The following is a 26,025-nucleotide window of genomic DNA, read 5'->3' as shown; positions in this document are numbered from 1 at the left end:
TGCGTACTCAGACCTGAACCTTGGTCAGGTGAACGGTGTTCAGGTTAAGGTCGACGTACGTCTTCGTCCACTTCGTCCCACCACCCGGCCCCTGGGGAGCAACATGCGATACCGCCGTGAGGACGTCGTCGCCCGCGCGTTGGAGGTCCTCGACGACTACGGTCTCGCCGACCTGACCATGCGCCGCCTCGGCACCGAGCTCGGCGTACGTCCCAGCGCGCTCTACCACCACTTCGCCAACAAGCAGTCCCTGCTGGCCGCGGTGGCCGACGAGATCCTGCTCAGGGGGCGTCACGAGCAGACGGGAGCCTGGGACGTACGCGTCACCGGCGTCTGCACCGACCTGCGCGACTCGCTGCTGGCCTACCGTGACGGCGCCGAGGTCGTCGCCACCGTGTGGGCCTTCGGGCTCGGCGCGACCCAGCCCTACGACGACCTCGTCGCGGCGCTGACCGACGGTGGCCTCGGCGACCTCGCTCCGACCGCCGCCCGCACCCTGCTCCACTTCGTCTACGGCCACGCCGTGGATGAGCAGACCCACCTCCAGGCGGCCGCCGCGGGCGCCATCGAGGACGACGTACGCGACACCGACGACTTCGTCACCGGCCTCGGCCTCATCGCCGCCGGCATCTCGATGGCCAAGGCCGTCCGCGAGGCCTCGGCCGACCGCTGAGGTCTCGGCGCTCGCGGTCAGGCCGAGTCGACCTCCGCGCCGTGCAGCTCGGCGAGCATCACGGCGCCGGCGAGGTCGAGCTTCGTGCCGCGCAGCGATGCGGCGGTGAGGTCGACGCGGTCGAGATCGGCGCCGCGGAGATCGGCGCCGTGCAGCGTCGTCTCCTGGACCGTGGCCCCGCCGAGCTGCGCGTCTCGCAGCACGGCATCGGTGAGGTCGGCCAGCGACAGGTCGGCGTCGCGCAGGTCGAGCCCGGACAGATCGAGCCGGGCGAGGTTGGCCCCGCGCAGCGACACCCCTCGCCACACGCCGCCGGTCACTTTCAGCGGCCGCAGCGTGCAGCCGGAGAACTCGGTGCCACTGAGCTTGCAGCCGTCGAAGGTCGCGTCGAAGAAGTTCGTCCGTCGGAACTCACAGCCGACGAACGCCGAGCCGGCGTGGGTCGAGGCGTTGAACCGGCCCCCGTGGAAGACGCAGTTCTCGAAGAGCGCCGCCGATGTCGTCGCCTCGGTCAGGTCGACGTCGGTGAAGACGCAGTCGACGAACCGCGCGCCGGTGAGGTCGGCGGCGTACCAGTCCTCGTTGCGGAAGTGCTCGTCGGTCGCCTCGACGGGTGGGTTCGACATGCGCACAGCCTGCCATCGACCACCGACAGATCAGCTCAGTCGTGCTGAGCGAACCACTCATCCAGCAGCGGCCAGGTGGTCTCGCGGGCGGCGCGGCCGGTGAGCAGACCGAGATGGCCGCCGGGGACGATCTCGAAGCGGAGCTCGTCGGCCCCGGTGAGCAGGTCGACCAGCGGCCGCACGGAGGCGACCGGACCGATGCCGTCGTTGGCGCCCGCGACGACGAGGGTGGGCTGCTTGACGTCGCGCAGATAGACGGAGTGATCCTCACTGAGGTCGATCTGCCCGCTGAACAGCGCGTTGGTGCGGAAGAAGTGGTGGTAGAGCTGCCCGAACGTACGCCCCGGGTAGGCGATGATGTTGTCGGTGAACCGGTCGACCGCCTCGAGCTGGGCGAGGAACTCGCGGTCGGCCAGGTTGGACAGCTTCGCCACCGGCTTGGTGAACATCTTGTCGACCGAGGAGAGCTGGAACGCCCACCTGACCAGCGGCTTCGGGGCGCCCCCGAAGGCCTGGTAGGCGGTGGTGACCAGGTTGCCCGGAGGCAGGTTGAGCAGCGGCCGCAGGGGCGCGATCAACGGCACCTGACGTACGTCGCAGGGCGAGCCGAGCACTGCGAGCGAGGCGATCGGGAGGTCGGGGGAGTCGGCCGCGGCGAGCATGGTGAAGATCCCGCCCAGGGACCAGCCGACCACGTGCACCGGCCGCCCGCCGGCGTGCTCGGACACCGACCGGATCGCCTCGGGCACGACGTGGGAGATCCAGTGCTCGATGCCCAGGCTGCGGTCGGCGAAGTTCACCTCGCCGTACTCGACCAGGTAGGTCGGCCGGTTCGTCTCCACCAGGTGCTCGACGACCGAGCAGCCGCGCCGCAGGTCGTAGCAGATCGCGGGCGCGGCCAGCGGCGTCACCAGCAGCACCGGGTCGCCCTCGGGGATCTCACCGGCCACCGGACGGTAGTGGTAGAGCTCGCGCCGGGTGCCGTCGTCGATCAGCGTGCGCGGCATCGGTCGGATGTCGGCGAGCCCGCCGTAGAGGAAAGAGTGTGCGACGTTCCCCGCCGCGGCGCCGACCGTGGTGGCGATCGAGGCGGCAGTGTGTCGAGGGCGGGGAAGGATGGCCATTGTGGGATTAACGTATCCCGCTGATCGAGGTCACGCCGGGAGCAGCGCGCACCGCATGTGACGTCCGTTACCTCACGCGGTTGTACGTTGAGATCGAAGCTCTGGCGAGGAACGGGCCGACTGTCACCGGACGGTGGCGGGTACCGGGCCATGCACGGAACTCCGGTCGAGAGGACGAAATCGATGCCACGCTCCGACGAGAACAGCCGCCACGGATCGGCCCATGGTGGAGCGTCCGACCGACGGACGTACCTGCGGTTCGGGGCCATGATCGCGACCTCGACGGCCGTCATGTACGCCCTCACCTACACCAACCTCTTCTCCCTGACTCACGCCCGCTGGAGCGAGGAGCGGGCCTACATGGCCGTGCTGATGGGCTCGGCCATGGCGATCGTGATGCTCGGATTCATGTGGGGCCGGATGTACACGAACACCGTGCTCAACGTGGTGATCACGGCCGCCGCCCTCGTCGTCGGCGGGATGGCGTACGTCCTCTCCCAGACCCAGGTGCTGGTCGGCGACGAGGCCTACATGAGGGCGATGACGCCTCACCACTCCATCGCGATCCTGACCAGCGAACGCTCCGACATCGAGGACGCTCGCGTGCGGGAACTCGCCGACGGGATCAGCCAGACGCAGGTGGAGGAGATCAAGGAGATGGACTGGCTGCTCGACGACATCGCCGAGAACGGCAAGGCCACGACTCCGCAGGAGGCCGCCGAGCGACCGGTCCCCGACTTCGCCACCGAGGCCCAGGAGTGGCTGGACGCTCCTCGTCTGCTCCTACTGATGCCTTCTGCCGCTACCTACGCCGGACGGGGCAGATGACGTCAGCGCCAGAAGACGGTCGCACGCGTCGATGAACCGCTTTCTGGGGCGGCGCCGCGAACCTGGCCGAGCAGACGTACGCCAAGGCCGCACTCGGCCGCCGCATCGGTCGCTTCTTCCATCGCCGGCAGTCGGAAAATGGCGACCTGCATCGTCAACACGTCCACCCTCCGGGGTGGTCGGCCGTGCCTAGCGGCGCTGGCGAGATTTCCTCGTCTGTGAAGTTGCACCTAAGGCGCGAAGCCGGAAGAGAACGTACGAGCCTGCACCGATGCCGAGGGCAACGAACACCACGCCGAAGGCCCGTTCTTTCTCAGGGGCGGCGAGTCCGGCATTTTCGGGGTCGGCGAGGTCGTAGTAGACCGTCGCTTGTTGGCCAACTTCCATCGTGCACGCGGATAGAATCCCGGGACCTTTCGAGCCCGCTTGGTTCTGGGTGAACTCATGGCGTACGCCGTCTCGGTCACGGAACTCGACATGGCAGTCGACCCACTGTCCGCCCGCCGTCACCACGCCTGTCGCCGTCGTCTGCGACTCGCTGGCGTCGAAGGCGACCCACGCGCCTAGCACGGCGACGAGAACGGCGCAGCCAAGGTATGTCAGCCACTCGTCCCGTGTTGTCGCTCTCGGCAGCACCTGAACATCCTGCCAGTCGGGCCCGAGGTCGGCGGGTTGTAGGGCTTCCTTCGGACGTGCGGACGCAGACCGAGAATCGCCATGACGTTCGCGTCGGTTGTTCGATAAAGCGGTGAGGAGATGCGCGGCATCTCGCGGCCGCTGTGGTCGCGGCGCATTACGGCTTCACTGTGGAGGAAGCAATCCTGCAGAAGATCACCCATGACTCGGGGCGCGGCTGACTTCTCTGAGCAGCCGCTCGCACTCGGCGATCAGGCGCTCCCGGAGCGGGGCGGCGCGCTCGGCGAAGGCGCGCTGGGCCGCGGCGTACTCCTGCTTCCCGGCGGCCGTCTCGATCCGGATCGGGTCGAGGCCGAGCTCGGCGAGGTCGTAGGGAGCGGCCTTCATGTCCATGGTGCGGATCTCCCAGGCGAGCTCGAAGCAGTCGGCGACGAGATCGGAGGAGATCAGCGGTGAGAGCCGGAAGGCGTGCTTGTAGAGGTCCATGTTGCCGTGCAGGCACCCCGGCTGCTCGAAGTCCGCGCGGTCGTCCGATCGTGGGGAGAGAGTATTGAGCGGTGCGGCCGGGGGAGTGAAGAAGCGGTACGCGTCGAAGTGGCTGCACGCGATGCGGTGGGACTCGACCACACGGTCGGTGCCGGCAGCCCCCAACCGCAAGGACCAGTCGGCGTGGCGTACCTGCTCCGGGGTCAGCCGATAGACCATCGCCCACTCATGGAGGCCGAAGCAGCCGAAGTTGCCGTCGCGCGAAGCGGTCGCCCGAAGGAGCTTCAGCAGCGTCTCGACGAGCAGGCGCTTGTCGGCGAGGAAGTCCGCCGAGACCGTGCCGTTCGTATAGCCGCGCAGATCCGCGTACTCCGCGGCGTCCGACAGCGTCACCCCGAACCCCGGGTGCCAGCGCAGCAGCTGAGCGGGACGGTAGGAGTAGTAGGTGAAGAGGAAGTCGTTGACCGGGTGCTTGACCCGGGCGCCGCGCCGGGCGAGATGCGGCTCGACGTAGGGCGCCAGGCGCTCGCGGTGGGAGCGTGCCCGCTGGGTCCACTCGTCACGAGACAACAGCACATGTCCAGCGTAAGGGTGGTCTCGACAAGCTCGACCACCGGTGGAGTGCAGCACCGTCACGACGCCGTGGTCGACGGCGGCGGAGCGATAGTGAAATGAATCGTGGCGACGGGTCCGGATAGGCTCAGCCTGTGCGCATCGCCAGATTTACGACCAAGGGTGGCGAGCCCCAGTTCGGCGTCGTCATGGGGGACCTCGACGGCTACGGCCAGCTCAGCGAGGACGCGACCGTGGTCGCGCTCCAGGGCGACCCGCTGTTCTCGGGGATCAACCTCACCGATCAGGTCCACAAGTTCGACGACGTCAAGCTGCTCGCGCCGGTGATCCCGCGCAGCAAGGTGGTCGCGGTCGCCCGCAATTACGCCAAGCACGCCGCCGAGCTGGGCAACGAGGTGCCGGAGGAACCGCTCTTCTTCATCAAGCCCAACACCGCGGTCTGCGGCCCGGACGACGCGATCCAGCGGCCCGTGGGAGTCGAGGACCTGCACTTCGAGGGCGAGCTCGCGATCGTGATCGGTCGGATCTGCCGCGATGTCCCGGTGGAGAAGGTGAAGGACGTCATCTACGGGATGACGGTGGCCAACGACGTCACCGCCCGCGACGTCCAGCGCCGGCTGAAGCACTTCTCCCAGGCGAAGGGCTACGACACCTTCTGCCCGCTCGGTCCCTGGATCGAGACCGAGGTCGAGCCGGAGCAGCTGGCGGCCGGCGTACGCATCCAGACATTCCTCAACGGTGACGTCGTCCAGGACGGGACCACGAAGGACCTCGTCCACGACATCCCCAAGCTGATCGCCCACATCAGCAGCGTGATGACGCTGCTGCCGGGCGATGTGATCCTCACCGGCACCCCCGAGGGTGTCGGCCCCATGGAGCCCGGCGACGAGATCGAGATCTTCGTCGAGGGGCTCGGAGCTCTGACGAACAAGGTGGCACAGCGTTGACTGGCAATGAAGTGATCGGCACACTCGAGCCCAAGGACTACCGGGTCCGGATGGCGCCCTCGCCGACGGGTTCGCCCCACGTCGGCCTGGTCCGGACGGCACTGTTCAACTGGGCCTTCGCTCGTCACCACGGCGGCACGTTCGTCTTCCGCATCGAGGACACCGACAAGGCGCGCAACACCCAGGAGTCCTACGACGGGCTCATTGACCTGATGCGCTGGCTCGGCCTCGACTGGGACGAGGGCGTCGAGGTCGGCGGCCCCTACGGCCCCTACCGCCAGTCCGAGCGCTCGGAGATCTACGCCGACGCGCTCGGCCGGCTGCGCGCCTCCTCCCACGTCTACGAGTGCTACTGCACCGGCGAGGAGGTCACCGCCCGCTACGAGGAGCGGCTGGCCGCCTACAAGGCTGCCAAGGCCGCCGGTGAGAAGGGCGAGGCGCCCGCCCAGGGCTACGACAACCACTGCCGCAACCTGACCGAGGACCAGATCAAGGCGTACGAGGCGGAGGGCCGTTCCTCGGTCCCGCGGTTCCGCATGCCCGACGGCTCGATCACCTTCGACGACCTCGTCCGCGGCGAGGTGACCTTCGAGACCAAGCACGTCCCCGACTACGCGCTCGCGCGTGCCAACGGCGACCCGCTCTACACGCTCACCGCGCCGGTCGACGACGCGACCATGAACATCACCCACGTCTTCCGCGGCGAGGACCTGCTGTCCTCGACCCCGCGGCAGATCGCGCTCTTCGACGCCTTCGTCGACATCGGTCTGGCCGAGCGCGCGCCGGCCTACGGTCACCTGCCCTACGTCATGGGCCAGGGCAACAAGAAGCTGTCCAAGCGCGACCCCGAGGCGCACGCGCTGAAGTACCGCGAAGAGGGCTTCCTGCCCGAGGGGCTGCTCAACTACGTGGCGCTGCTCGGCTGGGCGATCGCGGCCGACCGCGACATCTTCACCATGGAGGAGATGGTCGAGGCCTTCGAGATCTCCGACGTGGTCAAGAACCCGGCTCGCTTCGACATCAAGAAGGCCGAGGCGATCAACGCCTCCCACATGCGGCTGCTGCCGGTCGAGGAGATCACCCACCGGGTGATTCCCTACCTCAAGGCCGACGGCGTCATCGGTGATCCCGTGCACGACGCCGACGCGCAGATGCTCGAGGCCGCGATGCCGCTGGTCGCCGAGCGGATCAACAAGCTCGGCGAGGCCTCCGACATGCTGCGGTTCCTCTTCGTCCCCGAGGCCGACTTCGCCCTCGACGAGGAGGACGCCGCCAAGCTGCTCGACGAGGAGGGTCTGGGCGTCGTCCGGGCGTCGCACGACGCCCTTGTCGGTCTCTCCACTTGGTCGACGGCCGCCATCCAGGACGCGCTGACCGCGGCCCTGATCGACGGTCTGGGGCTCAAGCCGCGCAAGGCGTACGGCCCGGTGCGGGTCGCGGTCACCGGCAAGCGGATCAGCCCGCCGCTGTTCGAATCCATGGAGCTGCTCGGCCGGGAGCGTACGCTGGGGCGCCTGAAGGCGGTTCTCGGGAGGAGCTGAACGTGGCAGGACGGGCAGGATGAGCACGGTCATGGAGCCGCCCTCGGGACTGGCGTACTACCAGGTGCAGCGCAGCGGGCGCAGCGGCTGGGGGCGACCGCTGGTCGGACTCATCCTGATCGGACTGTGTGTCTTCTTCGTCTCGCCGGCGGTGGTGCTGGTCGGCTTCGAGCTCTTCTTCGTGCTCACCGGCGACGACGTCGCCACCGGGATGGCCCGGGTCGCCGACGTGGAGAACGTCACCCCGGAGTCGCTGGCCTTCCTGCTGCTCTCGCTCGCCGGGGCGATCCCGGCCGCCATGCTGCTGTGCTGGGCCCTGCACGGGCTGCGGCCGGGGTGGCTCGCCTCGGTCGAGCGCCGGATCCGCTGGCCGTGGCTGCTGCAGTGTCTCGGGATCGCGGCGATCACGATGGTGGTCACCGTCATCATCGCCTCGCGGCTGCCGATCCCGGGCGACGATCTCGGGCCCAGCACGCTCAACCCCTACACGAGCACGATGCGCGACTTCGTGCTCGTGATCGTGCTGCTCACCCCGCTGCAGGCTGCGGGGGAGGAGTACCTGTTCCGCGGCTACATCTTCCAGACCTTCGGCTCGCTCTTCGGTGGGATGGCCTGGGCACGGACCGTCTCGGTGACGATCACCGCGCTGCTGTTCGCCTCCGCCCACGGGTCCCAGGACCTCCCTCTGTTCCTGGACCGGTTCGCCTTCGGGATCGTCGCCGGCATCTGCGTGATCGCGACCGGGGGCATCGAGGCGGGCATCGCGATGCACGTCCTCAACAACTTCGTCAGCCTCGGCATGGCGGTCGCCTTCGGCGACATCTCGGCGGTGCTCAACACCTCAGAGGGGTCGTGGTGGCGGATCCCGGTCACCCTGGTCCAGTCGGGGGTCTTCCTGGCGCTGACCGTGTGGGCGGCGCGGTCGGCAGGGCTCTCGACCACGACGAAGAGTCTCTAGGGCGTGCCGATTTCGTCGCCGGGGGACCTCGCCGGTAATGTTTCCTCTCGGTTCGAGGGAGAAATCCCCAGGGCCAGATCGTCCTTGTGAGGCTTAGTCCAGCAAGGCGATGGGCTATGGTGTAATTGGCAACACGACTGGTTCTGGTCCAGTTATTCTAGGTTCGAGTCCTAGTAGCCCAGCGGATCCTCTCCGGAGGATTTGGGAGTCACCGAAGCGGTTCGCTAAGGTTTCACCCGCTGCAAGCCCCCGTCGTCTAGCGGCCTAGGACGTCGCCCTCTCACGGCGGTAACGCCGGTTCAAATCCGGTCGGGGGTACCACGCAGGAAGAGCCCCGAGTCACTGACTCGGGGCTCTTCGCCATTTCTGCCGTAGGCCCGGCGGCGCCGACGTCCGGGCGGCGCGGAGGGGTGGTGCCGATGTGGGGGATCGGCAGGTCATCCGGTAATGTTTCTCCTGCCTGCGGGGCCGAAAGGCCGGTGCAGGCGGTGCAAGCCCCCGTCGTCTAGCGGCCTAGGACGTCGCCCTCTCACGGCGGTAACGCCGGTTCAAATCCGGTCGGGGGTACAAGTACCGAAGCGGTCCCTCTCAGCAAGCGCTGGGAGGGACCGCTTTCGCGTTGTGGGCTCGCTCCGGCCTGATCCTCGTCGATCCGGCTACCTCGGGGCCACGGGGGTCGTCGGCTGCTCCTCGGGATCAAGGTCCAGCTGCATCCAGGCGACGTCGTGCCAGGCGTCGAGCTTCCAGCCGATGCGGCGGTAGACGCCGACGTCGGCGAAGCCGAACGAGCGGTGGAGGCCGATGCTCGCCTCGTTGGGGAGCGCGATCCCGGCCAGTGCCCGGCGGTAGCCGCGCTCCCTCAGGATCGGGAGGAGGGCGGCGTAGAGGGCCTTGCCGGCGCCGTTGCCGCGACGGTCGCGGTCGAGGTAGATGCTGACGTCGCAGGCCCAGCGGTAGGCGGCTCGGGTGCGGTGCTCGGTGGCGTAGGCGTAGCCGGTCACCTCGCCGTCGGTCTCCAGGACCAGCCAGGCGTGGGCGCGGGTGGCGGCGTCGATGCGGCGGGCCATCTCCGCGGTCGTCGGCGGGTCGGTCTCGAAGGAGATCACGGTCTCCCGGACGTACGGCTCGTAGATCTTCGCGCACGCCTCGGCGTCGGCCGGGGTGGCGGGTCGGATGGTCCTGGGATTCATGGCTCCATGGTGACAGCGCTTGTCGGGGTGCCGCGGCGGAAGGGGGCGAGGGTGGCGCGGACGGTGTCGGCGGCTCCCCAGTCGTCGTCGAACTGGGCGATGACGGCCAGGTGCTGGCGGAGCTGGAGGATCGGCATCCGGTCGCGCCAGTCTCGGTCGAGCCCGACGAGCTCGGCGTAGAGGTCGAAGAAGTTCTGCGACTCGGGAGGCGGCGATGTGGTCCACAGGTGGGCGAGGTCGACCTCCGCCCACATGTAGGAGACGGCCGGGTCGATCAGTGCGGGTCGTCCGTCGGGGGTGGCCAGGATGTTCTGGGTCCACAGGTCACCGTGGGTCAGGCACGCCGGGCGGTCGGGCAGCAGGTCGGGCAGCCGGTCGCAGAGCCGTTCCAGCGCGGCGCGGTCGGCGGGGCCGAGGGCGGCGGCGACCGCGGGCTCCTCGAGCCAGCGCAGCAGTCGGTGTTCCGCGAAGAAGGTGTGGCCGTCGTCGTCCCAGGTGTTTCGCTGTCGTCGCCGGCCGAGCCAGTTGTCGCGGTGCCACCCGAACCGATGGTGCGTCGTCGTGGTGTGGAGGCGGGCGAGGTCGTGGGCCAGGTCGGTCCAGAAGGTCTCGGTGGAAGGTCTCGGCTCGAGCATCGCGAGGACGAGGAGGTGCGAGTCGGCGGTGAGCACGTCCGGGGTCGTCAGCCCGCCGAGGTCGCGGAGGGCCGCGAGTCCCTCCGCCTCCGCGGCGAAGGCGTCGGTGGCCATCGGCTGGGTGAACGTCTTCACGAACAACCGCGAGCCGTTGGCGCGGTGGGCGACGCCGGCGGTGGCCGCCAGGCCGCCCGTCGCCGGCTCGACGGTCCTGACGTCGCCTATCCCGGCCTGCCGGAGTCGCTGGGTCAGCAGGTCCGGGCCGGTCTGGGTCACCCGCCGAGATTACTGGGCGTGAACATGCTCGCGCCGCGTTTCCAGACCTTGTGGGTGAGGGGCACGCCGGGGCGGTAGGCCAGGTGCTTGGCCGAGGGGGCGTCGAGCGCGTGCAGGTCGGCACGGCCGCCCACCGTGATCCGGCCCGCCGAGTCGTCGAGGCCGAGCGCGGTGGCGCCGCCGACCGTGGCCGCCCACAGGGCCTCCTCGAAGGTCAGCCGCTGCTGGAGCACGGCGGTGGCGACGCAGAAGGCCATCGAGGTCGTGAAGGAGGAGCCGGGGTTGCAGTTGGAGGCGATCGCGATCGTGGCACCGGCGTCGACCAGGTCGCGCGCCGGGGCGAGCGGCTCGCGGGTGGAGAGGTCGCAGGCGGGAAGGATCGTGGCGACCGTCGTCGAACCGGCGAGCGCCTCGATGTCTTCGCGACTCAGGTGGTTGCAGTGGTCGACGCTCCGCGCGCCCAGCTCGACGGCGAGTTGGACGCCGCCGGACTCGCCGAGCTGGTTGCCGTGGACCTTGACCCCGAGGCCGGCGTCGCGACCGGCGAGGAGGATCTCGCGGGACTCCTCGACGTCGAACGCACCGGTCTCGCAGAAGACGTCGATGTGGGTCGCGTAGGGGGCGACGGCCGCCAGCATCGGGCCGGTCACCAGGTCGATGTAGGCACGACGGTCGGCGCCGGCGGGGACGACGTGAGCGCCGAGGTAGGTGACCGACTCGGCGTGCTCCGCGCTGATCCTGGCCAGCCGTTGCTCGGTCTCGACGTCGAGGCCGTAGCCGGTCTTGGCCTCGATCGTCGTGGTGCCGCCACGGTAGGCCTCCGTACGCAGCCACCGCGCCCGCGCCCGGAGGTCGTCGTCGGTGGCGGCGCGGGTGGCTTCGACCGTACGCATGATCCCGCCGGCCTCGTAGGGCCGGCCGGCCATCCGGTCGACGAACTCCTCGGCACGGTCGCCCATCGAGGCCAGGTGGGTGTGGGAGTCGACCCAGCCCGGGAGCACTGCGCGGCCCGCGAGACCTTCCCGGAAGTCGGCTGCTGGGGCCCGCTCGGCGGGGCCGATCCAGGCGATCCGGCCGTCCTCGACCACCAGGGCAGCGTCGTGGAGGGTGCCGTGCTCGTCGGTGTGGGTGGTCAGCTCGCCGATGTCGGTCAGCAGCAGGCTCATCGGAGCTCCTTCAGTGCGTCGGTCACCAGGATGGCCGGGTCGCGGCCGTCGGCCAGCCGACCGTTCTCGGCCACCACCTGTCCGCCGACGACGACCCTGGTCACGTCGGTGGCGGTCGCCACGAGGGCGAGCTGGTCGAGGGCGGCTCCGGCGGTGCGTACGGAATCGGGGTCGATCTCCACCAGGTCGGCGCTGGCACCGACCCGGAGGCCGCCGGTCAGGCCGCAGGCGGCGTAGCCGTCGGTCGTGCGGGCGGACTCGAGGTCGGTGAGGGAGAAGCGGCCGCGCTTCCGGGACCGCAGGCGTTCGCCGGCCTCCAGGCCGCGCACCTCGAGCCAGGGGTCGATGACAGCGTTCTGGTCGGAGCCGAGGGCGATCCGTACTCCGTGGTCGGCCAGCTCTCGGGCCGGGCCGATGCCGTCGCCGAGGTCGGCCTCGGTGGTCGGGCACATCAGCACCCCCGCGCCGCTCTCTGCGATGAGGGCCATGTCGTCCTCGGTCAGATGGGTGGCGTGGACCAGCCAGGTGCGCGGCGAGAGCGCACCGGCATCGGCGAGCACCTGCGTCGGCGTCCGTCCGTACGCGGCCAGCGACTGCTCGTTCTCCGCCGGCTGCTCGGAGAGGTGGACGTGCAGGGGCGCCTCAGGGGGTAGCCCCTCGGCGACCAGAGCGATGTCGTCGGGGGAGACCGCGCGTACGGAGTGGATGGCCGCGCCGACGGTGTGCTGCTGCTCGTGGAGGCGGCGCCAGCGGTCGAGCCAGGCGGCCGCGGTGCCGTCGCCGAAGCGGCGCTGCTCGGGGAGGAGCGGTCTGCCCGGGGCGCTGGTCAGGTAGAGCGTGTCGAGGAGGGCCAGGCGGATCCCGACGCTCGCGGCGGCGCGGATGAGCGCTGCGCCGAAGGCGTTGGGATCCTCGTAGGGCGAGCCGTCGGGCCGGTGATGGATGTAGTGGAACTCGGCGACCGACGTCCAGCCGGTCACCAGCATCTCGGCGAAGACGGCCTCGGCCAGCTGCTCGTAGGAGTCGGGGGTGAGGCGGTCGGCGACGGCGTACATCTGTTCGCGCCAGCGCCAGAAGTCGCCGCCCTGGTCGTGCGTCCGGCCGCGCAGCGCGCGGTGGAAGGCGTGGGAGTGGGCGTTGCCGGAGCCGGCGAGCACGGTGCCGAGGCGGAGGTCGGCGGTCTGCGCGCCGTCGCTCGGGGTGATAGCGGAGATCCGGCCGTCGGTCACCTCGATCACGACGTCGGTGACCTCGGCACCGTCGACCAGGGCCCGCTCGGCGTGGATCCGGATCGTGCCGGGGCTCATCGGGGCTCGCTCGCCAGCAGCCGGACGACCTCGGTCAGGGCTCGCGCCCCGGCCCGGCAGTCGTCGTCGGTGGCGGTCTCGTAGGGCGAGTGGGAGACGCCGGTGGGGTTGCGGGTGAAGAGCATCGCGGTCGGGACGTCGGAGGCCAGGATGCCGGCGTCGTGGCCGGCGCCTGTCGCGAGCACCGGCACCCCGCCGAGTGCTCCGACGAGCCGTTGTCGCAGGTCAGGGTCGAAGTGGACGGTGGAGACGTAGGACTCCTCGGTCACCTCCAGGCTGCAGCCGTGCTCCTTCGCGACCGCGTGGGAGGCCTCCAGGATCTCGTCGAGGAGGGCTCGGGTCTGCGGGTCGGTGTCGCCGCGTACGTCGAGCCAGGCATCCACCCGGGACGCGATCACGTTGGTGCCGCCCGGGATCGGGGTGAGACGCCCGATCGTGGCCCGCGCCGCGTCGGCCCCGTCGTGGGCCGACGCGATCCGCTGGGCGGCGAGCACCGCGGCCGCCATCGCGGCCACCGGGTCGCGCCGGTCGCGCATCCGGGTCGCGCCGGCGTGGTTGCCCTCCCCGGAGAAGACCAGCTTCCAGCGGCCGTGGGCCAGGATGCTCGAGGCCACCGCGACCGACGTATCGAGGTCGGCGAGCCCGATGCCCTGCTCCACGTGGAGCTCGACGAAGGCCGCCAGGCTCGCCAGCCGCTCCTCGTCGCGGCCGAGCCCGGCCGGGTCGATCCCGTCCGCCCGGCAGGCCTCGGCGTACGTCACACCGGTGCCGTCGGTGAGCGCCGCCACCGTGGTGCCGGGGATGGCACCGGTCATCAGCTTCGATCCCAGGCAGGCGATGCCGAACCGGGAGCCCTCCTCCTCGCCGAACGCCGCGACCGTCACCGGCCGGGCCGGGACGAAGCCCTCGTCCATGAGCGCCGCGACCGCGGCCAGCGAGGACGCGACGCCGAGCGGGCCGTCGTAGGCGCCCCCGCCCGGCACCGAGTCGAGATGCGACCCGATCGCGACCGTCCCCGTTTCCTTCGGGCCCCAGTGGGCCCAGATGTTGCCGTTGCGGTCGGTCTCGATCTCGAGGCCGAGCCCTGCCGACGTACGCCGGAACCACTCGCGCAGCTCCAGCTCTGCCGGTTCGTAGACGTGCCGGGAGTAGCCACCACGCACCGGGTCGCGGCCGATCTCGGCGATCTCGCCCAGCAGTTCGACGACGTCCAAACTCACAGTCTTCCTCTACTTCTTTGCCGAGTCGGCCCGTCTTGACGGGCCCGACTCGGCGAGCATTGTGGTCAAGATGAGCCGACTCGGCGGGTCAGGCGTCCAGCATCGGGATGTTGAGGCCGCGCTCGCGGGCGACGTCGCGGGCGTGCTCGTAGCCGGCGTCCACGTGACGCATGACGCCCGTGCCGGGGTCGTTGGTCAGGACCCGTTCGATCTTCTCCGCGGCCAGGGGAGTGCCGTCGGCGACACAGACCTGGCCGGCGTGGATGGAGCGACCGATGCCGACGCCGCCGCCGTGGTGGATGGAGACCCACGAGGCGCCGGAGGCGGTGTTGAGGAGAGCGTTGAGCAGCGGCCAGTCGGCGATCGCGTCGGACCCGTCCTTCATCGCCTCGGTCTCGCGGTAGGGCGAGGCCACCGAGCCGGAGTCGAGGTGGTCGCGGCCGATGACGACCGGCGCTGAGAGCTCCCCGGAGACGACCATCTCGTTGAACTTCAGCCCGGCGAGGTGGCGCTCCTTGTAGCCCAGCCAGCAGATCCGCGCCGGCAGGCCCTCGAAGTGCACCTTCTCGCCCGCCTGGGTGATCCAGCGCTTGAGGCCCTCGTTCTCGGGGAAGAGGTCGACGATCGCCCGGTCGGTCTTGGCGATGTCCTCGGGGTCACCCGAGAGCGCCGCCCAGCGGAAGGGGCCGAGACCCTCTTCGAAGAGCGGCCGGATGTAGGCGGGGACGAAGCCGGGGAAGGCGAACGCGTTCGCGAACCCGCCCAGGCGGGCGCCCTCGCGCAGCGAGTTGCCGTAGTCGAACACCTCGGCGCCGCGGTCCATGAAGCCGACCATCGCCTCGACGTGCTTGGCCATCGAGGCCTGCGCCTTCTCGGTGAAGTCGTCGGGGTCCTCCTGGGCCCGCGCGGCCCACTCCTCGACGGTGTATTCCAGCGGGAGGTAGGAGAGCGGGTCGTGCGCCGATGTCTGGTCGGTGACGATGTCGACCTCGACCCCACGCGCCAGGACCTCCGGGAAGACCGCGGCGCAGTTGCCGACGAGGCCGATGGAGCGCGGCGTACGCGACTTCTTGGCCTCCTCGGCCTGGGCGAGTGCGTCATCGAGCGACGACGCGACGGTGTCCATGTAACCGTGGTCGACCCGGCGCCGGAGACGCGATTCGTCGACGTCGACGACGATCACGACGCCTTCGTTGAGCGTGACCGCGAGCGGCTGGGCGCCACCCATGCCGCCGGCGCCGCCGGTCAGGGTGAGCGTGCCGGCCAGGGTGCCGCCGAACCTCTTGCGCGCGATGGCGGCGAAGCACTCGTAGGTGCCCTGGAGGATGCCCTGGGTGCCGATGTAGATCCACGAGCCGGCGGTCATCTGGCCGTACATGGTCAGGCCGAGCGACTCCAGCCGCCGGAACTCCGGCCAGGTGGCCCAGTCGCCGACGAGGTTGGAGTTGGCGATCAGGACGCGCGGCGCCCACTCGTGGGTGCGGAAGACGCCGACCGGCTTGCCGGACTGCACCAGCAGGGTCTCGTCGGCCTCGAGATCGTCGAGGGTGCGGACGATGGCGTCGTAGGCCTCCCACGACCGCGCGGCGCGGCCGGTGCCGCCGTAGACGACCAGGTCGTCGGGGCGCTCGGCCACCTCCGGGTCGAGGTTGTTCATCAGCATGCGCTTGGCGGCCTCGGTCTGCCAGTTCTTGGCGGTGATCTCGGGGCCGCGGGCTGCGCGGACAGTGCGTGGTTCGCTCATGTGGTCCATCTCACCTCATCCGGGGATCGGGCGTCAGCCCGCCCCGGCGAAAAGTTCGTCCTGGAGGGCTGGTATCGGCGCATTTTCCCGCCATGGCGGGATTCTGCCGCGGGATCTGCGGACCGATTGCGCCGCTTTCCCACCATGGCGGGAAAGCGGCGCGCGGTGGCGGTCAGCGGATCTCGGCGAGGGTGCGCGCCTTGTCGAGCAGCGCACCGGTGGCGACGAGGTCCACGACGGCCTTGATGTCGGGGGCCAGGAAGCGGTCGGGCCCGGGGGCCGGGACCAGCGTGCGGATCTGCTCGACCAGTGCGGCACCGACGGCGCCGGGGCGCTCCGGGGCGCGCATGTCGATCGCGCGCGCGGCGGTGAGGATCTCGATCGCGACGACCTGACGTGCGCCGGAGATGGCGCGACGGAGCTTGCGGGCGGCGTTCCAGCCCATCGAGACGTGGTCCTCCTGCATCGCGGAGGTGGGGATGGAGTCGACGCTCGCCGGGACGGCCAGGCGCTTGAGGTCGGAGACGATCCCGGCCTGGGTGTACTGCGCGATCATGTGCCCCGAGTCGACCCCGGGGTCGTGGGCGAGGAACGGCGGCAGCCCGTGGTTGCGGGCCTTGTCGAGGAACCGGTCGGTGCGGCGCTCGGAGATCGAGGCGAGGTCGGCGGTGGCGATGGCCAGGAAGTCGAGTACGTAGCCGATCGGTGCGCCGTGGAAGTTGCCGTTGGACTCGACCCGGCCGTCGAGCGTGACGACCGGATTGTCGACCGCGCTGGCGAGCTCGGTCTCCGCCACCCGGGCGGCGTGGGCCATGGTGTCGCGCACCGCGCCGTGGACCTGGGGCGCACAGCGCAGCGAGTAGGCGTCCTGCACCCGGGTGAACCCGGTCCCGCGGTGGTCGGCGACGATGCCGCTGTCCGCGAGGACGGCGCGGATGTTGGCGGCCGAGGTCGCCTGGCCGGCGTGCGGACGCAGCGCCTGGAGGTCCTCGGCGAAGACGCTGTCGGTGCCCTGGAGCCCCTCGATGCTGAGCGCTCCGGCGATGTCCGCGGTGGCCACCAGGTCATCGAGGTCGGCGAGCGCCAGGACGAGCATCGCCAGCATCCCGTCGGTGCCGTTGATCAGCGCCAGCCCCTCCTTCTCGCGCAGCGCGACCGGGGTGATCCCGGCGGCCGCGAGCGCGTCGGCCGCGGGCACCAGCTCGCCGTCGGCGTTGCGTACGTCGCCCTCGCCCATCGCCGCGAGCGCGCAGTGGGCGAGCGGGGCCAGGTCGCCGGAGCAGCCCAGCGAGCCGTACTCGCCGATGACCGGGGTGATCTGGGCGTTCAGGAGCGCGGCGTAGGTCTGGGCGACCTCGGGGCGCACTCCGGTCCGCCCCGTGGCGAGGGTCGAGAGGCGGAGCAGCATGAGGCCGCGTACGACCTCCTTCTCGATCTCGGCGCCCGAGGAGGCCGCGTGCGAGCGGACCAGCGAGGCCTGCAGCTGGGCGCGGTGCTCGGGCGGGATCGAGGTGTTGGCCAGCGCGCCGAAGCCGGTCGAGATGCCGTAGTGGGGCCGGGTGTCGTGGGCGAGGTCCTCGATGAGCGCGCGGCTCGTGGCCATCGCCTTCAGGGACTCGTCGGTGAGGGTGATGGGGGCGTCATGACGGGCGACGGCGACTACCTGGTCGAAGGTGAGGGCGCCGACCCCGACGGGAACCGTGGTGTTGGTCATGAGGTGAGTGGATCACATCACACTCACGCGGGTGCGCACAGGCCGTTGTCGGCGGCGTCCTTCTCCTGCTGCTCGGGGGTCACGGACTCGGCCGGGACCTCGTTGGGGGAGGCGCTGACCTCGGGGTTCGCGGGTGTGGTGGCGCTCGTCGGAGAGCTGGTCGGTGAGCTCGCCGGGGCGCTCGCCGGGTCGTGCAGGGGACGGTCCTCGAGCATCCGCTGCCACAGGTCGTCGGCCTTCGGGAGGATCTGGAGCCGGCCCCAGTTGGGATCGCCCTCGGGATAGGCCTGGTTGGGCACCGTCTCGAACTCGATGCTGTCCGGGTCGACGTCGCGCATCTGGGCGGCCAGCTCGGCCAGCCCGGCGACGGAGCCGATGTCGGTGGTGATCGACTTCGACAGCTCGGTGGCGAACGTGGCCAGCCGGCGTGGGCGGGTCAGGGTGCCGGCGGAGAGGACCTTGGTGGCGAGAGCGGTGAGGAAGTACTGCTGACGCCGCATCCTGCCGAGGTCGGCGTTGGGGGTGGAGGAGCGGTTGCGTACGTAGTCGAGCGCCTGCTTCCCGCGCAGGTTGTGGGTCCCGGCGGGGAGGAAGATGTTGTGCTCCTCGTCGTCGATCTCCTCGGGGATGCAGATCGTGACGCCGCCGACGGCGTCGACCATGCCGCGGAACCCGGCGAAGTCGAGAGCGAGGTAGTGGTCGACCGGGATGCCGGTGAGCAGCTCGGTCTGGCGAGCGGTGCAGATCGGGCCGCCGAGGGCGTAGGCCTGGTTCCACATCACGCCGCTGGCCTCGGGGATCGTGGTGCCGTCGGGGGCGGTGCACTCGGGCCGGTCGACGAGCGCGTCGCGGGGGATCGAGACCCCGTAGGCCGACTTCCGGTCGGCGGCGACGTGGAGCAGGATCGTGCTGTCGGAGCCGCCCGAGCCGCCCTCACCGTCGATCGAGCAACCCGCACAGTCACGTCCGTCGGTGCCGAGGATCAGGATGTTGAGCGGCTGCTTGGGGCCCTCGTCCTGGTTCTCCGGCTCCTCGACGAGGTGGTGGATGTCGCCGCCGGAGCCGAGGTTGCGGTTGAGATGGCCGTAGAACGCCCAGGTGCCGATCCCGGTGCCGACCGCCAGGAACAGCATGGTGATCACGACGGTGAGCACGACCGTACGCGTGCCTGATCTCGTCTCCGACCTCATCACCCTCCCTCGCCCATCCGCGTGAGCAGACCGTCTGCGTGTGCAGCCCACACAGGTTGTACGCGCCAGTGAGCCGAGAGGTTGCTTCTTCAGGTAACGGCAATGTGAAACCATGAGGAAGGCACTGTCCGAAAACCGCGCGTAATTTCGTTCCTAACGCGGCAACATGGGGGACATGGATGGGACGACGAGCGTGAACGGACTCGACTTCGAGTCGTGCTACCGCGCCGTTCGGTCGCGCGACCGGCGCTTCGACGGGGTCTTCTACACGGCAGTGGCCTCGACCGGGATCTACTGCCGCCCCTCGTGCCCGGCGCGCACCCCGGCTCTGACCAATGTGTCGTTCCACCGGACCGCCGCGGCGGCCCAGGCGGCCGGCTACCGCGCGTGCAAGCGCTGCCGCCCCGACGCCACCCCGGGCAGCCCGGAGTGGGACGTGGCTGCGACGCTGGCCGGACGCGCGATGCGGCTGATCGCCGACGGAGTCGTCGACCGGGAGGGTGTCGAGGGGCTGGCCCGCCGGGTCGGCTACTCGCCGCGCCACCTGACCCGGCTGCTGACCACCGAGCTCGGCGCCGGCCCCTTGGCCTTGGCGCGGGCGCGGCGCGCGCAGACCGCACGGACGCTGGTCGAGACCACCGAGCTCGGTTTCGCGGACATCGCGTTCGCGGCGGGCTTCTCGAGCGTACGCCAGTTCAACGACACCGTCCGCGAGGTCTACGCGGCCTCGCCGACCGAGCTCCGCGGGCGCCGTGGCTCGCGGCGCCGGGCCGACGGGACGATCGCGCTGCGGCTCGCCGTCCGTACCCCGTTCGCCGGCCGTGCCCTGCACGCCTTCCTGCGCGACCACGTGGTGCCGGGCGTGGAGGTCGCAGGGGTCGAGGACGGACGGCTGTGGTTCGCCCGCAGCCTCGATCTGCCCAACGGACCGGGCACGCTGCGCCTCGAGCTCGCCGACATCCCCGAGGGTGAGACCGGCTTCGTCCACGCGACCTTCAAGCTCACCGACCTGCGGGACACCACCGCGGCGGTCGAGCGCGCCCGGAGGCTGCTCGACGCCGACTGCGACCCGCGCGCTGTCGGCGACGTCTTCTCCGGCGACCCGGTCATCGGTCCGCTGGCCCTGGCGCTGCCGGGGCTGCGGGTGCCCGGCACCGTCGACGGCGGCGAGCTGGCGCTGCGTACGATCGTGGGGCAGCAGGTCTCGGTCGCCGGCGCGCGTACGGTGCTGGCGGGGATCGTCGCCGAGCACGGCCGCCCGATCGCGACCGAGATCGACGGTCTCACCCATCTGTTCCCGTCCGCGGAGACCCTCGCCGCCGCCGACCCGGCCGGCATGCCCATGCCGCGCTCGCGCGGGCGGGCGGTCACCGGCCTGGCCGCGGCCCTCGCCTCCGGCGAGCTCCAGCTCGACCGCGGCACCGATCGCGACGTCGTGCACGAGCAGCTGCTCGGCCTGCCCGGCGTCGGCCCCTGGACCGCCGACTACGTCGCGCTGCGTTCCCTCGGCCACCCCGATGTCTTCCTGCCGACCGACGTCGGCATCCGACGAGCGCTGGAAGTGCTCGGCGCGCACGCGGCGGATCCCGCCGCGTGGCGGCCGTGGCGCTCGTACGCCCTGCTCTACCTGTGGACTTCACTGACTGCTCTGGAGGAACTCTGATGTGGACCATCATCGACTCGCCCGTCGGCGAGCTCCGGCTGGTCGCGCACGACGGCGCGATCACCGCGATCGACTTCATGCCCGCGCTCTACGCCGAGGGCCGGCCGCGCGGGGAAAGGTCCGACTCGGACCCGCTGCTGACGGAGTGCGCCCGGCAGCTCGGCGAGTACTTCGCCGGTGACCGGACCACCTTCGACCTGCCGCTCGCGCCCTCCGGGACCGCGTTCCAGGAGAGGGTATGGGAGCAGCTGTTGAAGATCGAGTACGGCACGACCTGCTCCTACGGGCAGATCGCCGGCCGCCTCGAGCTGACCGGCCACGGCGCCCGCGCGGTCGGGCTCGCCAACGGCAAGAACCCGATCCCGATCGTGATCCCCTGTCACCGCGTCGTCGGCGCGAACGGCTCGCTGACCGGCTACGCCGGTGGGCTGGACCGCAAGACGACGCTGCTGGGACTGGAGAGCGGCGCCCTCTTCTGATGGCGAGACTGCAGTTGTGGCGGGCGAGACCGCAGTTGTGGCGTACGCCGCTGGTGATCTGTGCGCTCGTGGCCGCGCTCGCCGGGCTTGCCGGGCTCGCCGGGTGCGGAGAGGGGACCGCGGAACCCGCCGAACCCGTGACCGGTGAGAGCACGAGGTCGGGAGAGGCGGGGGAGCGCGAGCTGCTCGTCAACGGCCAGCTGACGTGCGACCAGGACGTGTCGAGCGACGAGGCGAAGGACACCATCGAACGCGTCGGCGGACTCCAGCAGCCCACCTGGTCGGTGAGGTTCGCGGAGAGCACCGCGGCCGGTGTCGTCGTGCTGGTCGCAGGCGACCTCGAGGACGCCCAGCCTCGGCTCTTCGAGGACTACGGCGTCGCCGCGATCGTCGGGCTGGCCGAGGACCAGACTCGGGCCGAGGACTTCAAGGCTGTTCGTGAGGCGGTTCGGGAGATCTGCGGTTGAGGTTGCGGGGATACCCGGTTGACCGGTGAAACCTGGACTTGGCGGGCACTGAAACACCCGTCAAGCGCAGGGATACCCGGTCAACCGGGTATCCCTGGGGCAGGAGTGACAGGAGTTACTCCGCAGCCGCGCGCCGCAGCGACTCCGAGAGCCGGTCGGCAGCAGCCAGGACCGCGGGAGCGTGCATCTTGCCGGGCTGGCGGGTGAGACGCTCGAGGGGGCCGGAGACGGAGACGGCGGCGATGACCTTGCCGCCGGGGGAGCGGACCGGAGCGGAGACGGACGCGACGCCGGCCTCGCGCTCGCCGATCGACTGCGCCCAGCCGCGCCGGCGGATGCCGGACAGGGCGGCCGCGGAGAAGGCGGCGTTCTGCAGGCCGCGGTGGAGGCGCTCGGGGTCCTCCCATGCGATCAGTATCTGAGCGGCCGACCCGGCACGCATCGTCAGCTGCGAGCCGACGGGAATCGTGTCGCGCAGACCGGAGGGGCGCTCGGCGGCGGCGACGCAGACGCGGAAGTCGCCCTGGCGCCGCCACAGCTGCGCCGACTCGCCGGTGATGTCGCGCAGACGCGCCAGGACGGGCCCGGCGGTGGCCAGCAGCCGGTCCTCGCCGGCAGCGGCGGAGAGCTCGGCCAGGCGCGGACCGAGGACGAAGCGGCCCTGCATGTCGCGGGCGACCAGACGGTGGTGCTCCAGAGCGACCGCCAGACGGTGCGCGGTCGGACGGGCGAGACCCGTCCCGGCCACCAGACCCGCCAGGGTCGCCGGGCCGGATTCGAGAGCTGTGAGCACAAGGGCGGCCTTGTCGAGCACACCCACACCGCTGGAACTGTCCATATCGCAAGACTAACTTCTCAGAACCTGAGATGCAACGTTACGCTCGTAGAAGCAGACTGGAAGTGGCGGATCTGACATCGCGATCCAACGCTCGAGCAGCCGCCACCGGCCACTACAGACCAAAAATGCCAGATGGAGAACGTGTCATGGGCAGGACCTTGTCGGAGAAGGTGTGGGACGAGCATGTCGTCCGGTCGACCGCGGGAGAGCCCGACCTCCTCTACATCGACCTTCACCTCATCCACGAGGTGACCAGCCCGCAGGCCTTCGACGGCCTGCGGCTGTCCAACCGGAAGGTGCGCCGTCCGGACCTCACCATCGCGACCGAGGACCACAACGTCCCGACCGTCGACTGGGACAAGCCGATCGCCGACCCGGTCAGCCGCACCCAGGTCGAGACGCTGCGCAGGAACGCCGAGGAGTTCGGCGTACGTCTCCACCCCCTCGGCGACGCCGAGCAGGGGATCGTCCACGTGGTAGGCCCGCAGCTGGGCCTGACCCAGCCGGGCATGACGATCGTGTGCGGTGACTCCCACACGAGCACGCACGGCGCGTTCGGCGCGATCGCGTTCGGCATCGGCACCTCCGAGGTCGAGCACGTGCTGGCGACCCAGACGCTGATGCAGGACAAGCCCAAGACCATGGCGGTCACCGTCAACGGCACCCTGCCCGAGGGTGTGAGCGCCAAGGACCTGATCCTCACCCTGATCTCCAAGACCGGCACCGGCGGTGGCCAGGGCTACATCGTGGAGTATCGCGGCGAGGCCATCCGCGAGCTCTCCATGGAGGCCCGGATGACGATCTGCAACATGTCGATCGAGTGGGGCGCCAAGGCCGGCATGATCGCCCCCGACGAGACCACCTTCGCCTACATCAAGGACAAGCCCGAGGCTCCGAAGGGCGCCGAGTGGGACCAGGCCGTCGCGCACTGGAAGTCCCTGGTCACCGACGAGGACGCGGTCTTCGACAAGGAGATCGTCCTCGACGCCGCCGAGGTCACCCCGTTCGTCACCTGGGGCACCAACCCGGGCCAGGGCGTCCCGCTGGGTGCTGCCGTCCCGAGCCCCGACGACTTCGAGGACGCCGACGAGAAGATCGCGGCCGAGAAGGCCCTGGCCTACATGGGCCTCGAGGCCGGCACTCCGATGCGCGAGGTGCACATCGACACCGTCTTCCTGGGCTCCTGCACCAACGGCCGCATGGAGGACCTGCGTACGGCCGCCGACATCATCCAGGGCCACCGCGTCGCCGAGGGCACGCGATTCCTGGTGGTGCCGGGCTCGGCCAAGGTGCGCCTCCAGGCCGAGGAGGAGGGTCTGCACAAGATCTTCCTCGACGCCGGCGCCGAGTGGCGCGGCGCGGGCTGCTCGATGTGCCTGGGCATGAACCCCGACACCCTCGCCCCCGGCGAGCGCAGCGCGTCGACCTCCAACCGCAACTTCGAGGGTCGCCAGGGCAAGGGCGGACGCACCCACCTGGTCTCGCCGGAGGTGGCCGCCGCCACCGCCGTACGCGGCACCCTCTCCTCGCCCGCCGACCTGACTCTCGTGGAGGCCTGAGAACCATGGACAAGTTCACCACCCACACCGGCACCGGCGTGCCGCTGCGCCGCAGCAACGTCGACACCGACCAGATCATCCCGGCGGTCTACCTCAAGCGCGTCACCCGCACTGGCTTCGAGGACGGCCTCTTCGCCGCGTGGCGCAACGACCCGACCTTCGTGCTCAACAACGAGGCGTACGCCGGGGCCTCCGTGCTCGTCGCCGGTCCCGACTTCGGCACCGGCTCCTCGCGCGAGCACGCCGTCTGGGCGCTGATGGACTACGGCTTCCGCGTCGTCATCTCCAGCCGCTTCGGCGACATCTTCCGCGGGAACTCCGGCAAGGCCGGCCTGCTCGCGGCGAAGGTCGACGAGAAGGTCGTCCAGAAGCTGTGGGACTACCTCGACAACCCCGGCGCCCAGATCACGGTCGACCTCGAGTCGCGCACCGTCCGGGCCGGCGAGGGTGTCGACGCCATCGAGGACTCCTTCGACATCGACGACTACACCCGCTGGCGCCTCCTCGAGGGCCTCGACGACATCGGCATCACGCTGTCCCACGCCGACGACATCGCGGCGTACGAGGCCACCCGGCCCTCTTTCAAGCCGGTCACCCAGCACGCCTGATCGCCGAGAAGGCGCTCGCGTCGGTCGAGACGTCAGTTACGTAGATCGAATTGTCAGTTGTGGGCGACGAGAGTGCACTCTCGTCGCCCACAACTGCATTCTCGGCCGACGCAACTGACGTCTCGGCTGTCAGGGGTGGCCGGGGAGGCGGATCTGGCGGCCGTCGGCACCACGCTGGGAGCCGGTGACGCGGTCGCAGGAGCCGGTGTCGACCCAGCAGCGGAGGTACCAGGACTCGGTGGCGGTCGCGGTGTAGAGGACGACGCTGCGGTCGGACTCGAAGCCGGCGACGTAGACCTTCTCGACGGCGTCGGGAACGCGCAGGTCGATGTGCTCGGAGGTGCTCATGTTGACCGCGATGCCGCGTTCGGCGCCATAGCTGATCATCCCGGGGTCGCTGGGGTTGCGGGCGATGGCGACGATCGAGCCGTCGGGGGAGTCCGCGACCGAGCCGGGCAGCGGTGCGTGCACGCCGGGCTGGGTGAGGCTGCCGTCGGCCTCGATGGCGGCGAAGCGGGCCTCCCACTCGCCGGGGTTGTGAAGGAGTACGCCGCGGCGGAGCGGGATCAGTTGCTGGTAGCCGAGCGGCAGCGAGATCCGCTGGGTCGCATGGCCGGGATCCCATGCCGTCACCGGCGGGCGAGAGACGGTCAGCTCGCCGTAGTTGCCGGGTACGGCCGGAGGGGTCGGGACGATGCCGGTGCGGAAGTAGGCGCGGGTGCGGTCGGTGCCGAGGATCGCCGTGGCGACCGGGGCGCCCTCGAGGTCGAGCCGGTCGGTCTCCTCGCCGGTGGCGGTGTCCACGGCGACCAGGGCGGAGGTCTCGTCGCCGGTCTGCTGCAGGGCGAAGAGCTGGTTGCCGTCCTTGCTCAGGACCGGCTGGATCCACAGGCCGGGGACCTGGATGGTCTTGCCGCGTCGCGCGATCCACACCGGACCGGGCTTGTCGGCGCGCTCGTACATCAGCACCGTCCACCCGGCCACGCTCATCTGCGAGCCGTAGACCTTCTGCGGCTTCGCGCCGAGCTGGAGCCGGCCGGCCTGGTCGACGAACGGCAGCGTCGTCGCCGGACCGACGGGCAGAGCGGCGTACGTCGCCGGGACGGCGGGCGCGCTGTTACGGACCGTCGGCGCGGGCGGCGCGGGGGTGGGCGCGTTGGCCTCGGCCCCGGTGCGCCCTTCGGCGAGACGGGTCGTGTGGACCGCGAGCCAGGCCACGGAAGCGATCAGGGCGAGGATGATGCAGGCCGAGAAGAGGATTCCGGCACGGCTGTGCCTCACCGTGGGCGGCTGCTCCTCGAGCACCACGGGCGGCTGCTTTTCGTCGATGTGCACGTCGGTGATGGTCGTACCTTCCTCGTCCTGTCACCCGAAGGCCTGCGATGTCTAAGCTGAGCTACGGACGTGCCCCGAGTCTCTCCACGGTAACCACGCCGAGGCGTCGGGATCAGGAGAGTTCAGGTGAACAATCCGTTTTCACATGCCGTCGGTATGTCCGCAGGGGCCGGGCATGGCCTAAGGTCGGACGGGTGGTGAGAAAACGAGTAGCTGATGCAAGCAAACAGGCCGGAAAAGTC

The 26,025-nt window shown here is 70.3% G+C and carries 25 protein-coding genes and 3 tRNA genes; 13 read left to right on the top strand and 15 right to left on the bottom strand.

Annotated elements, in window-relative coordinates; all coding sequences use genetic code 11:
• Positions 1-103: 103 nt before the first annotated feature.
• The gene (locus OG984_RS12010) at positions 104-673 is read left to right on the top strand and encodes a TetR/AcrR family transcriptional regulator C-terminal domain-containing protein (protein WP_328531800.1); all 570 of its coding nucleotides are present in this window, start codon (positions 104-106) and stop codon (positions 671-673) included.
• Positions 674-690: 17 nt separating this feature from the next.
• Here OG984_RS12010 and OG984_RS12005 read toward each other — a convergent pair whose 3' ends face one another.
• Positions 691-1,299 carry a pentapeptide repeat-containing protein gene (locus OG984_RS12005; RefSeq protein ID WP_328531799.1) on the bottom strand — a complete coding sequence of 203 codons (609 nt, stop codon included), beginning with the start codon at positions 1,297-1,299 and terminating at the stop codon, positions 691-693.
• Positions 1,300-1,334: 35 nt separating this feature from the next.
• A complete protein-coding gene (locus OG984_RS12000; RefSeq protein ID WP_328531798.1) occupies positions 1,335-2,423 on the bottom strand; it encodes an alpha/beta fold hydrolase in 1,089 nt (362 codons plus the stop codon).
• A 183-nt stretch (positions 2,424-2,606) separates the two neighbouring features.
• Here OG984_RS12000 and OG984_RS11995 point away from each other — a divergent pair, with 183 nt between their 5' ends.
• A complete protein-coding gene (locus tag OG984_RS11995; protein ID WP_328531797.1) occupies positions 2,607-3,251 on the top strand; it encodes a DUF305 domain-containing protein in 645 nt (214 codons plus the stop codon).
• Positions 3,252-3,253: 2 nt separating this feature from the next.
• Here OG984_RS11995 and OG984_RS11990 read toward each other — a convergent pair whose 3' ends face one another.
• From OG984_RS11990 to OG984_RS11980, 3 genes are all read right to left on the bottom strand, one after another.
• The gene (locus OG984_RS11990; RefSeq protein WP_328531796.1) at positions 3,254-3,409 is read right to left on the bottom strand and encodes a hypothetical protein; all 156 of its coding nucleotides are present in this window, start codon (positions 3,407-3,409) and stop codon (positions 3,254-3,256) included.
• 31 nt (positions 3,410-3,440) lie between these two features.
• Positions 3,441-3,887 (bottom strand): DUF3592 domain-containing protein, encoded by a 447-nt coding sequence (locus OG984_RS11985; protein ID WP_328531795.1) that lies wholly within the window; start codon positions 3,885-3,887, stop codon positions 3,441-3,443.
• Between the two features lie 195 nt (positions 3,888-4,082).
• The gene (locus OG984_RS11980; protein WP_328531794.1) at positions 4,083-4,949 is read right to left on the bottom strand and encodes a 3-methyladenine DNA glycosylase; all 867 of its coding nucleotides are present in this window, start codon (positions 4,947-4,949) and stop codon (positions 4,083-4,085) included.
• A gap of 131 nt (positions 4,950-5,080) precedes the next feature.
• Between OG984_RS11980 and OG984_RS11975 the strand changes: the two genes are divergently transcribed.
• From OG984_RS11975 to OG984_RS11950, 6 genes are all read left to right on the top strand, one after another.
• Positions 5,081-5,893, top strand: a complete 813-nt coding sequence (locus OG984_RS11975; RefSeq protein ID WP_328531793.1) for a fumarylacetoacetate hydrolase family protein — start codon at positions 5,081-5,083, stop codon at positions 5,891-5,893.
• A gap of 50 nt (positions 5,894-5,943) precedes the next feature.
• Positions 5,944-7,434 (top strand): glutamate--tRNA ligase, encoded by a 1,491-nt coding sequence (gltX, locus tag OG984_RS11970; protein WP_328532351.1) that lies wholly within the window; start codon positions 5,944-5,946, stop codon positions 7,432-7,434.
• A gap of 19 nt (positions 7,435-7,453) precedes the next feature.
• Positions 7,454-8,392 carry a CPBP family intramembrane glutamic endopeptidase gene (locus OG984_RS11965; RefSeq protein ID WP_328531792.1) on the top strand — a complete coding sequence of 313 codons (939 nt, stop codon included), beginning with the start codon at positions 7,454-7,456 and terminating at the stop codon, positions 8,390-8,392.
• A 110-nt stretch (positions 8,393-8,502) separates the two neighbouring features.
• Positions 8,503-8,574 (top strand) — tRNA-Gln (locus OG984_RS11960).
• Between the two features lie 63 nt (positions 8,575-8,637).
• Positions 8,638-8,713, top strand: a tRNA-Glu gene (locus tag OG984_RS11955).
• Between the two features lie 173 nt (positions 8,714-8,886).
• A tRNA-Glu gene (locus OG984_RS11950) sits at positions 8,887-8,959 on the top strand.
• Positions 8,960-9,048: 89 nt separating this feature from the next.
• Here the strand turns inward: OG984_RS11950 and OG984_RS11945 are convergent.
• The 8 genes from OG984_RS11945 to OG984_RS11910 form a co-directional block, all read right to left on the bottom strand.
• A complete protein-coding gene (locus OG984_RS11945) occupies positions 9,049-9,582 on the bottom strand; it encodes an arsinothricin resistance N-acetyltransferase ArsN1 family B (RefSeq protein ID WP_328531791.1) in 534 nt (177 codons plus the stop codon).
• Positions 9,579-10,493, bottom strand: a complete 915-nt coding sequence (locus OG984_RS11940; RefSeq protein ID WP_328531790.1) for a fructosamine kinase family protein — start codon at positions 10,491-10,493, stop codon at positions 9,579-9,581. The genes OG984_RS11945 and OG984_RS11940 overlap by 4 nt, the downstream gene beginning before the upstream one ends.
• Positions 10,490-11,659, bottom strand: coding sequence for an imidazolonepropionase (gene hutI, locus OG984_RS11935; RefSeq protein WP_328531789.1), 1,170 nt, complete (start codon positions 11,657-11,659; stop codon positions 10,490-10,492). The genes OG984_RS11940 and hutI overlap by 4 nt, the downstream gene beginning before the upstream one ends.
• The gene (locus OG984_RS11930) at positions 11,656-12,966 is read right to left on the bottom strand and encodes a formimidoylglutamate deiminase (protein ID WP_328531788.1); all 1,311 of its coding nucleotides are present in this window, start codon (positions 12,964-12,966) and stop codon (positions 11,656-11,658) included. Before OG984_RS11930 ends, hutI begins: the two co-directional genes overlap by 4 nt.
• Positions 12,963-14,180 (bottom strand): allantoate amidohydrolase, encoded by a 1,218-nt coding sequence (locus OG984_RS11925; protein WP_328531787.1) that lies wholly within the window; start codon positions 14,178-14,180, stop codon positions 12,963-12,965. The genes OG984_RS11930 and OG984_RS11925 overlap by 4 nt, the downstream gene beginning before the upstream one ends.
• A 94-nt stretch (positions 14,181-14,274) precedes the next feature.
• A complete protein-coding gene (gene hutU / locus OG984_RS11920; protein WP_328531786.1) occupies positions 14,275-15,930 on the bottom strand; it encodes a urocanate hydratase in 1,656 nt (551 codons plus the stop codon).
• 172 nt (positions 15,931-16,102) lie between these two features.
• Positions 16,103-17,644, bottom strand: a complete 1,542-nt coding sequence (gene hutH / locus OG984_RS11915) for a histidine ammonia-lyase (protein ID WP_328531785.1) — start codon at positions 17,642-17,644, stop codon at positions 16,103-16,105.
• 23 nt (positions 17,645-17,667) lie between these two features.
• On the bottom strand, positions 17,668-18,834 hold the full coding sequence (locus OG984_RS11910; RefSeq protein WP_328531784.1) for an LCP family protein: 1,167 nt from the start codon (positions 18,832-18,834) through the stop codon (positions 17,668-17,670).
• Positions 18,835-19,009: 175 nt separating this feature from the next.
• On the opposite strand from OG984_RS11910, the gene OG984_RS11905 reads away from it, so the two are divergent.
• Genes OG984_RS11905 through OG984_RS11895 form a run of 3 tightly spaced genes read left to right on the top strand, consistent with a single transcriptional unit; the run spans position 19,010 to position 21,443 of the window.
• Positions 19,010-20,497, top strand: a complete 1,488-nt coding sequence (locus tag OG984_RS11905; RefSeq protein ID WP_328531783.1) for an Ada metal-binding domain-containing protein — start codon at positions 19,010-19,012, stop codon at positions 20,495-20,497.
• The gene (locus OG984_RS11900; protein WP_328531782.1) at positions 20,497-20,976 is read left to right on the top strand and encodes a methylated-DNA--[protein]-cysteine S-methyltransferase; all 480 of its coding nucleotides are present in this window, start codon (positions 20,497-20,499) and stop codon (positions 20,974-20,976) included. The genes OG984_RS11905 and OG984_RS11900 overlap by 1 nt, the downstream gene beginning before the upstream one ends.
• The gene (locus OG984_RS11895) at positions 20,976-21,443 is read left to right on the top strand and encodes a hypothetical protein (RefSeq protein ID WP_328531781.1); all 468 of its coding nucleotides are present in this window, start codon (positions 20,976-20,978) and stop codon (positions 21,441-21,443) included. Before OG984_RS11900 ends, OG984_RS11895 begins: the two co-directional genes overlap by 1 nt.
• A 115-nt stretch (positions 21,444-21,558) precedes the next feature.
• On the opposite strand, the gene OG984_RS11890 is transcribed toward OG984_RS11895, so the two are convergent.
• Positions 21,559-22,281 carry an IclR family transcriptional regulator gene (locus OG984_RS11890; RefSeq protein WP_008358359.1) on the bottom strand — a complete coding sequence of 241 codons (723 nt, stop codon included), beginning with the start codon at positions 22,279-22,281 and terminating at the stop codon, positions 21,559-21,561.
• 146 nt (positions 22,282-22,427) lie between these two features.
• Here OG984_RS11890 and leuC point away from each other — a divergent pair, with 146 nt between their 5' ends.
• Positions 22,428-23,840 carry a 3-isopropylmalate dehydratase large subunit gene (leuC, locus tag OG984_RS11885; RefSeq protein WP_328531780.1) on the top strand — a complete coding sequence of 471 codons (1,413 nt, stop codon included), beginning with the start codon at positions 22,428-22,430 and terminating at the stop codon, positions 23,838-23,840.
• Positions 23,841-23,845: 5 nt separating this feature from the next.
• A complete protein-coding gene (gene leuD, locus OG984_RS11880; protein ID WP_328531779.1) occupies positions 23,846-24,448 on the top strand; it encodes a 3-isopropylmalate dehydratase small subunit in 603 nt (200 codons plus the stop codon).
• Between the two features lie 129 nt (positions 24,449-24,577).
• On the opposite strand, the gene OG984_RS11875 is transcribed toward leuD, so the two are convergent.
• On the bottom strand, positions 24,578-25,783 hold the full coding sequence (locus OG984_RS11875; RefSeq protein WP_328531778.1) for a hypothetical protein: 1,206 nt from the start codon (positions 25,781-25,783) through the stop codon (positions 24,578-24,580).
• Positions 25,784-26,025 lie beyond the last annotated feature (242 nt).

This window comes from Nocardioides sp. NBC_00368 (genome assembly GCF_036090055.1).
GTDB lineage: Bacteria > Actinomycetota > Actinomycetes > Propionibacteriales > Nocardioidaceae > Nocardioides.
This window is presented reverse-complemented; position numbering and strand designations above follow the sequence as displayed.

Bases quoted from the DNA above. Each gene is read 5' to 3' on its own strand.
- hutU (WP_328531786.1), bottom strand. From the start codon at position 15,930: ATGAGCGAACCACGCACTGTCCGCGCAGCCCGCGGCCCCGAGATCACC.
- OG984_RS11905 (WP_328531783.1), top strand. From the start codon at position 19,010: ATGGATGGGACGACGAGCGTGAACGGACTCGACTTCGAGTCGTGCTAC.
- OG984_RS11930 (WP_328531788.1), bottom strand. From the start codon at position 12,966: ATGAGCCCCGGCACGATCCGGATCCACGCCGAGCGGGCCCTGGTCGAC.
- OG984_RS11895 (WP_328531781.1), top strand. From the start codon at position 20,976: ATGGCGAGACTGCAGTTGTGGCGGGCGAGACCGCAGTTGTGGCGTACG.
- gltX (WP_328532351.1), top strand. From the start codon at position 5,944: ATGGCGCCCTCGCCGACGGGTTCGCCCCACGTCGGCCTGGTCCGGACG.
- OG984_RS11890 (WP_008358359.1), bottom strand. From the start codon at position 22,281: ATGGACAGTTCCAGCGGTGTGGGTGTGCTCGACAAGGCCGCCCTTGTG.
- hutH (WP_328531785.1), bottom strand. From the start codon at position 17,644: ATGACCAACACCACGGTTCCCGTCGGGGTCGGCGCCCTCACCTTCGAC.
- OG984_RS11995 (WP_328531797.1), top strand. From the start codon at position 2,607: ATGCCACGCTCCGACGAGAACAGCCGCCACGGATCGGCCCATGGTGGA.
- OG984_RS12010 (WP_328531800.1), top strand. From the start codon at position 104: ATGCGATACCGCCGTGAGGACGTCGTCGCCCGCGCGTTGGAGGTCCTC.
- leuC (WP_328531780.1), top strand. From the start codon at position 22,428: ATGGGCAGGACCTTGTCGGAGAAGGTGTGGGACGAGCATGTCGTCCGG.
- OG984_RS11910 (WP_328531784.1), bottom strand. From the start codon at position 18,834: ATGAGGTCGGAGACGAGATCAGGCACGCGTACGGTCGTGCTCACCGTC.
- OG984_RS11945 (WP_328531791.1), bottom strand. From the start codon at position 9,582: ATGAATCCCAGGACCATCCGACCCGCCACCCCGGCCGACGCCGAGGCG.
- OG984_RS12005 (WP_328531799.1), bottom strand. From the start codon at position 1,299: ATGTCGAACCCACCCGTCGAGGCGACCGACGAGCACTTCCGCAACGAG.
- OG984_RS11900 (WP_328531782.1), top strand. From the start codon at position 20,497: ATGTGGACCATCATCGACTCGCCCGTCGGCGAGCTCCGGCTGGTCGCG.
- leuD (WP_328531779.1), top strand. From the start codon at position 23,846: ATGGACAAGTTCACCACCCACACCGGCACCGGCGTGCCGCTGCGCCGC.
- OG984_RS11965 (WP_328531792.1), top strand. From the start codon at position 7,454: ATGAGCACGGTCATGGAGCCGCCCTCGGGACTGGCGTACTACCAGGTG.
- OG984_RS12000 (WP_328531798.1), bottom strand. From the start codon at position 2,423: ATGGCCATCCTTCCCCGCCCTCGACACACTGCCGCCTCGATCGCCACC.
- hutI (WP_328531789.1), bottom strand. From the start codon at position 11,659: ATGAGCCTGCTGCTGACCGACATCGGCGAGCTGACCACCCACACCGAC.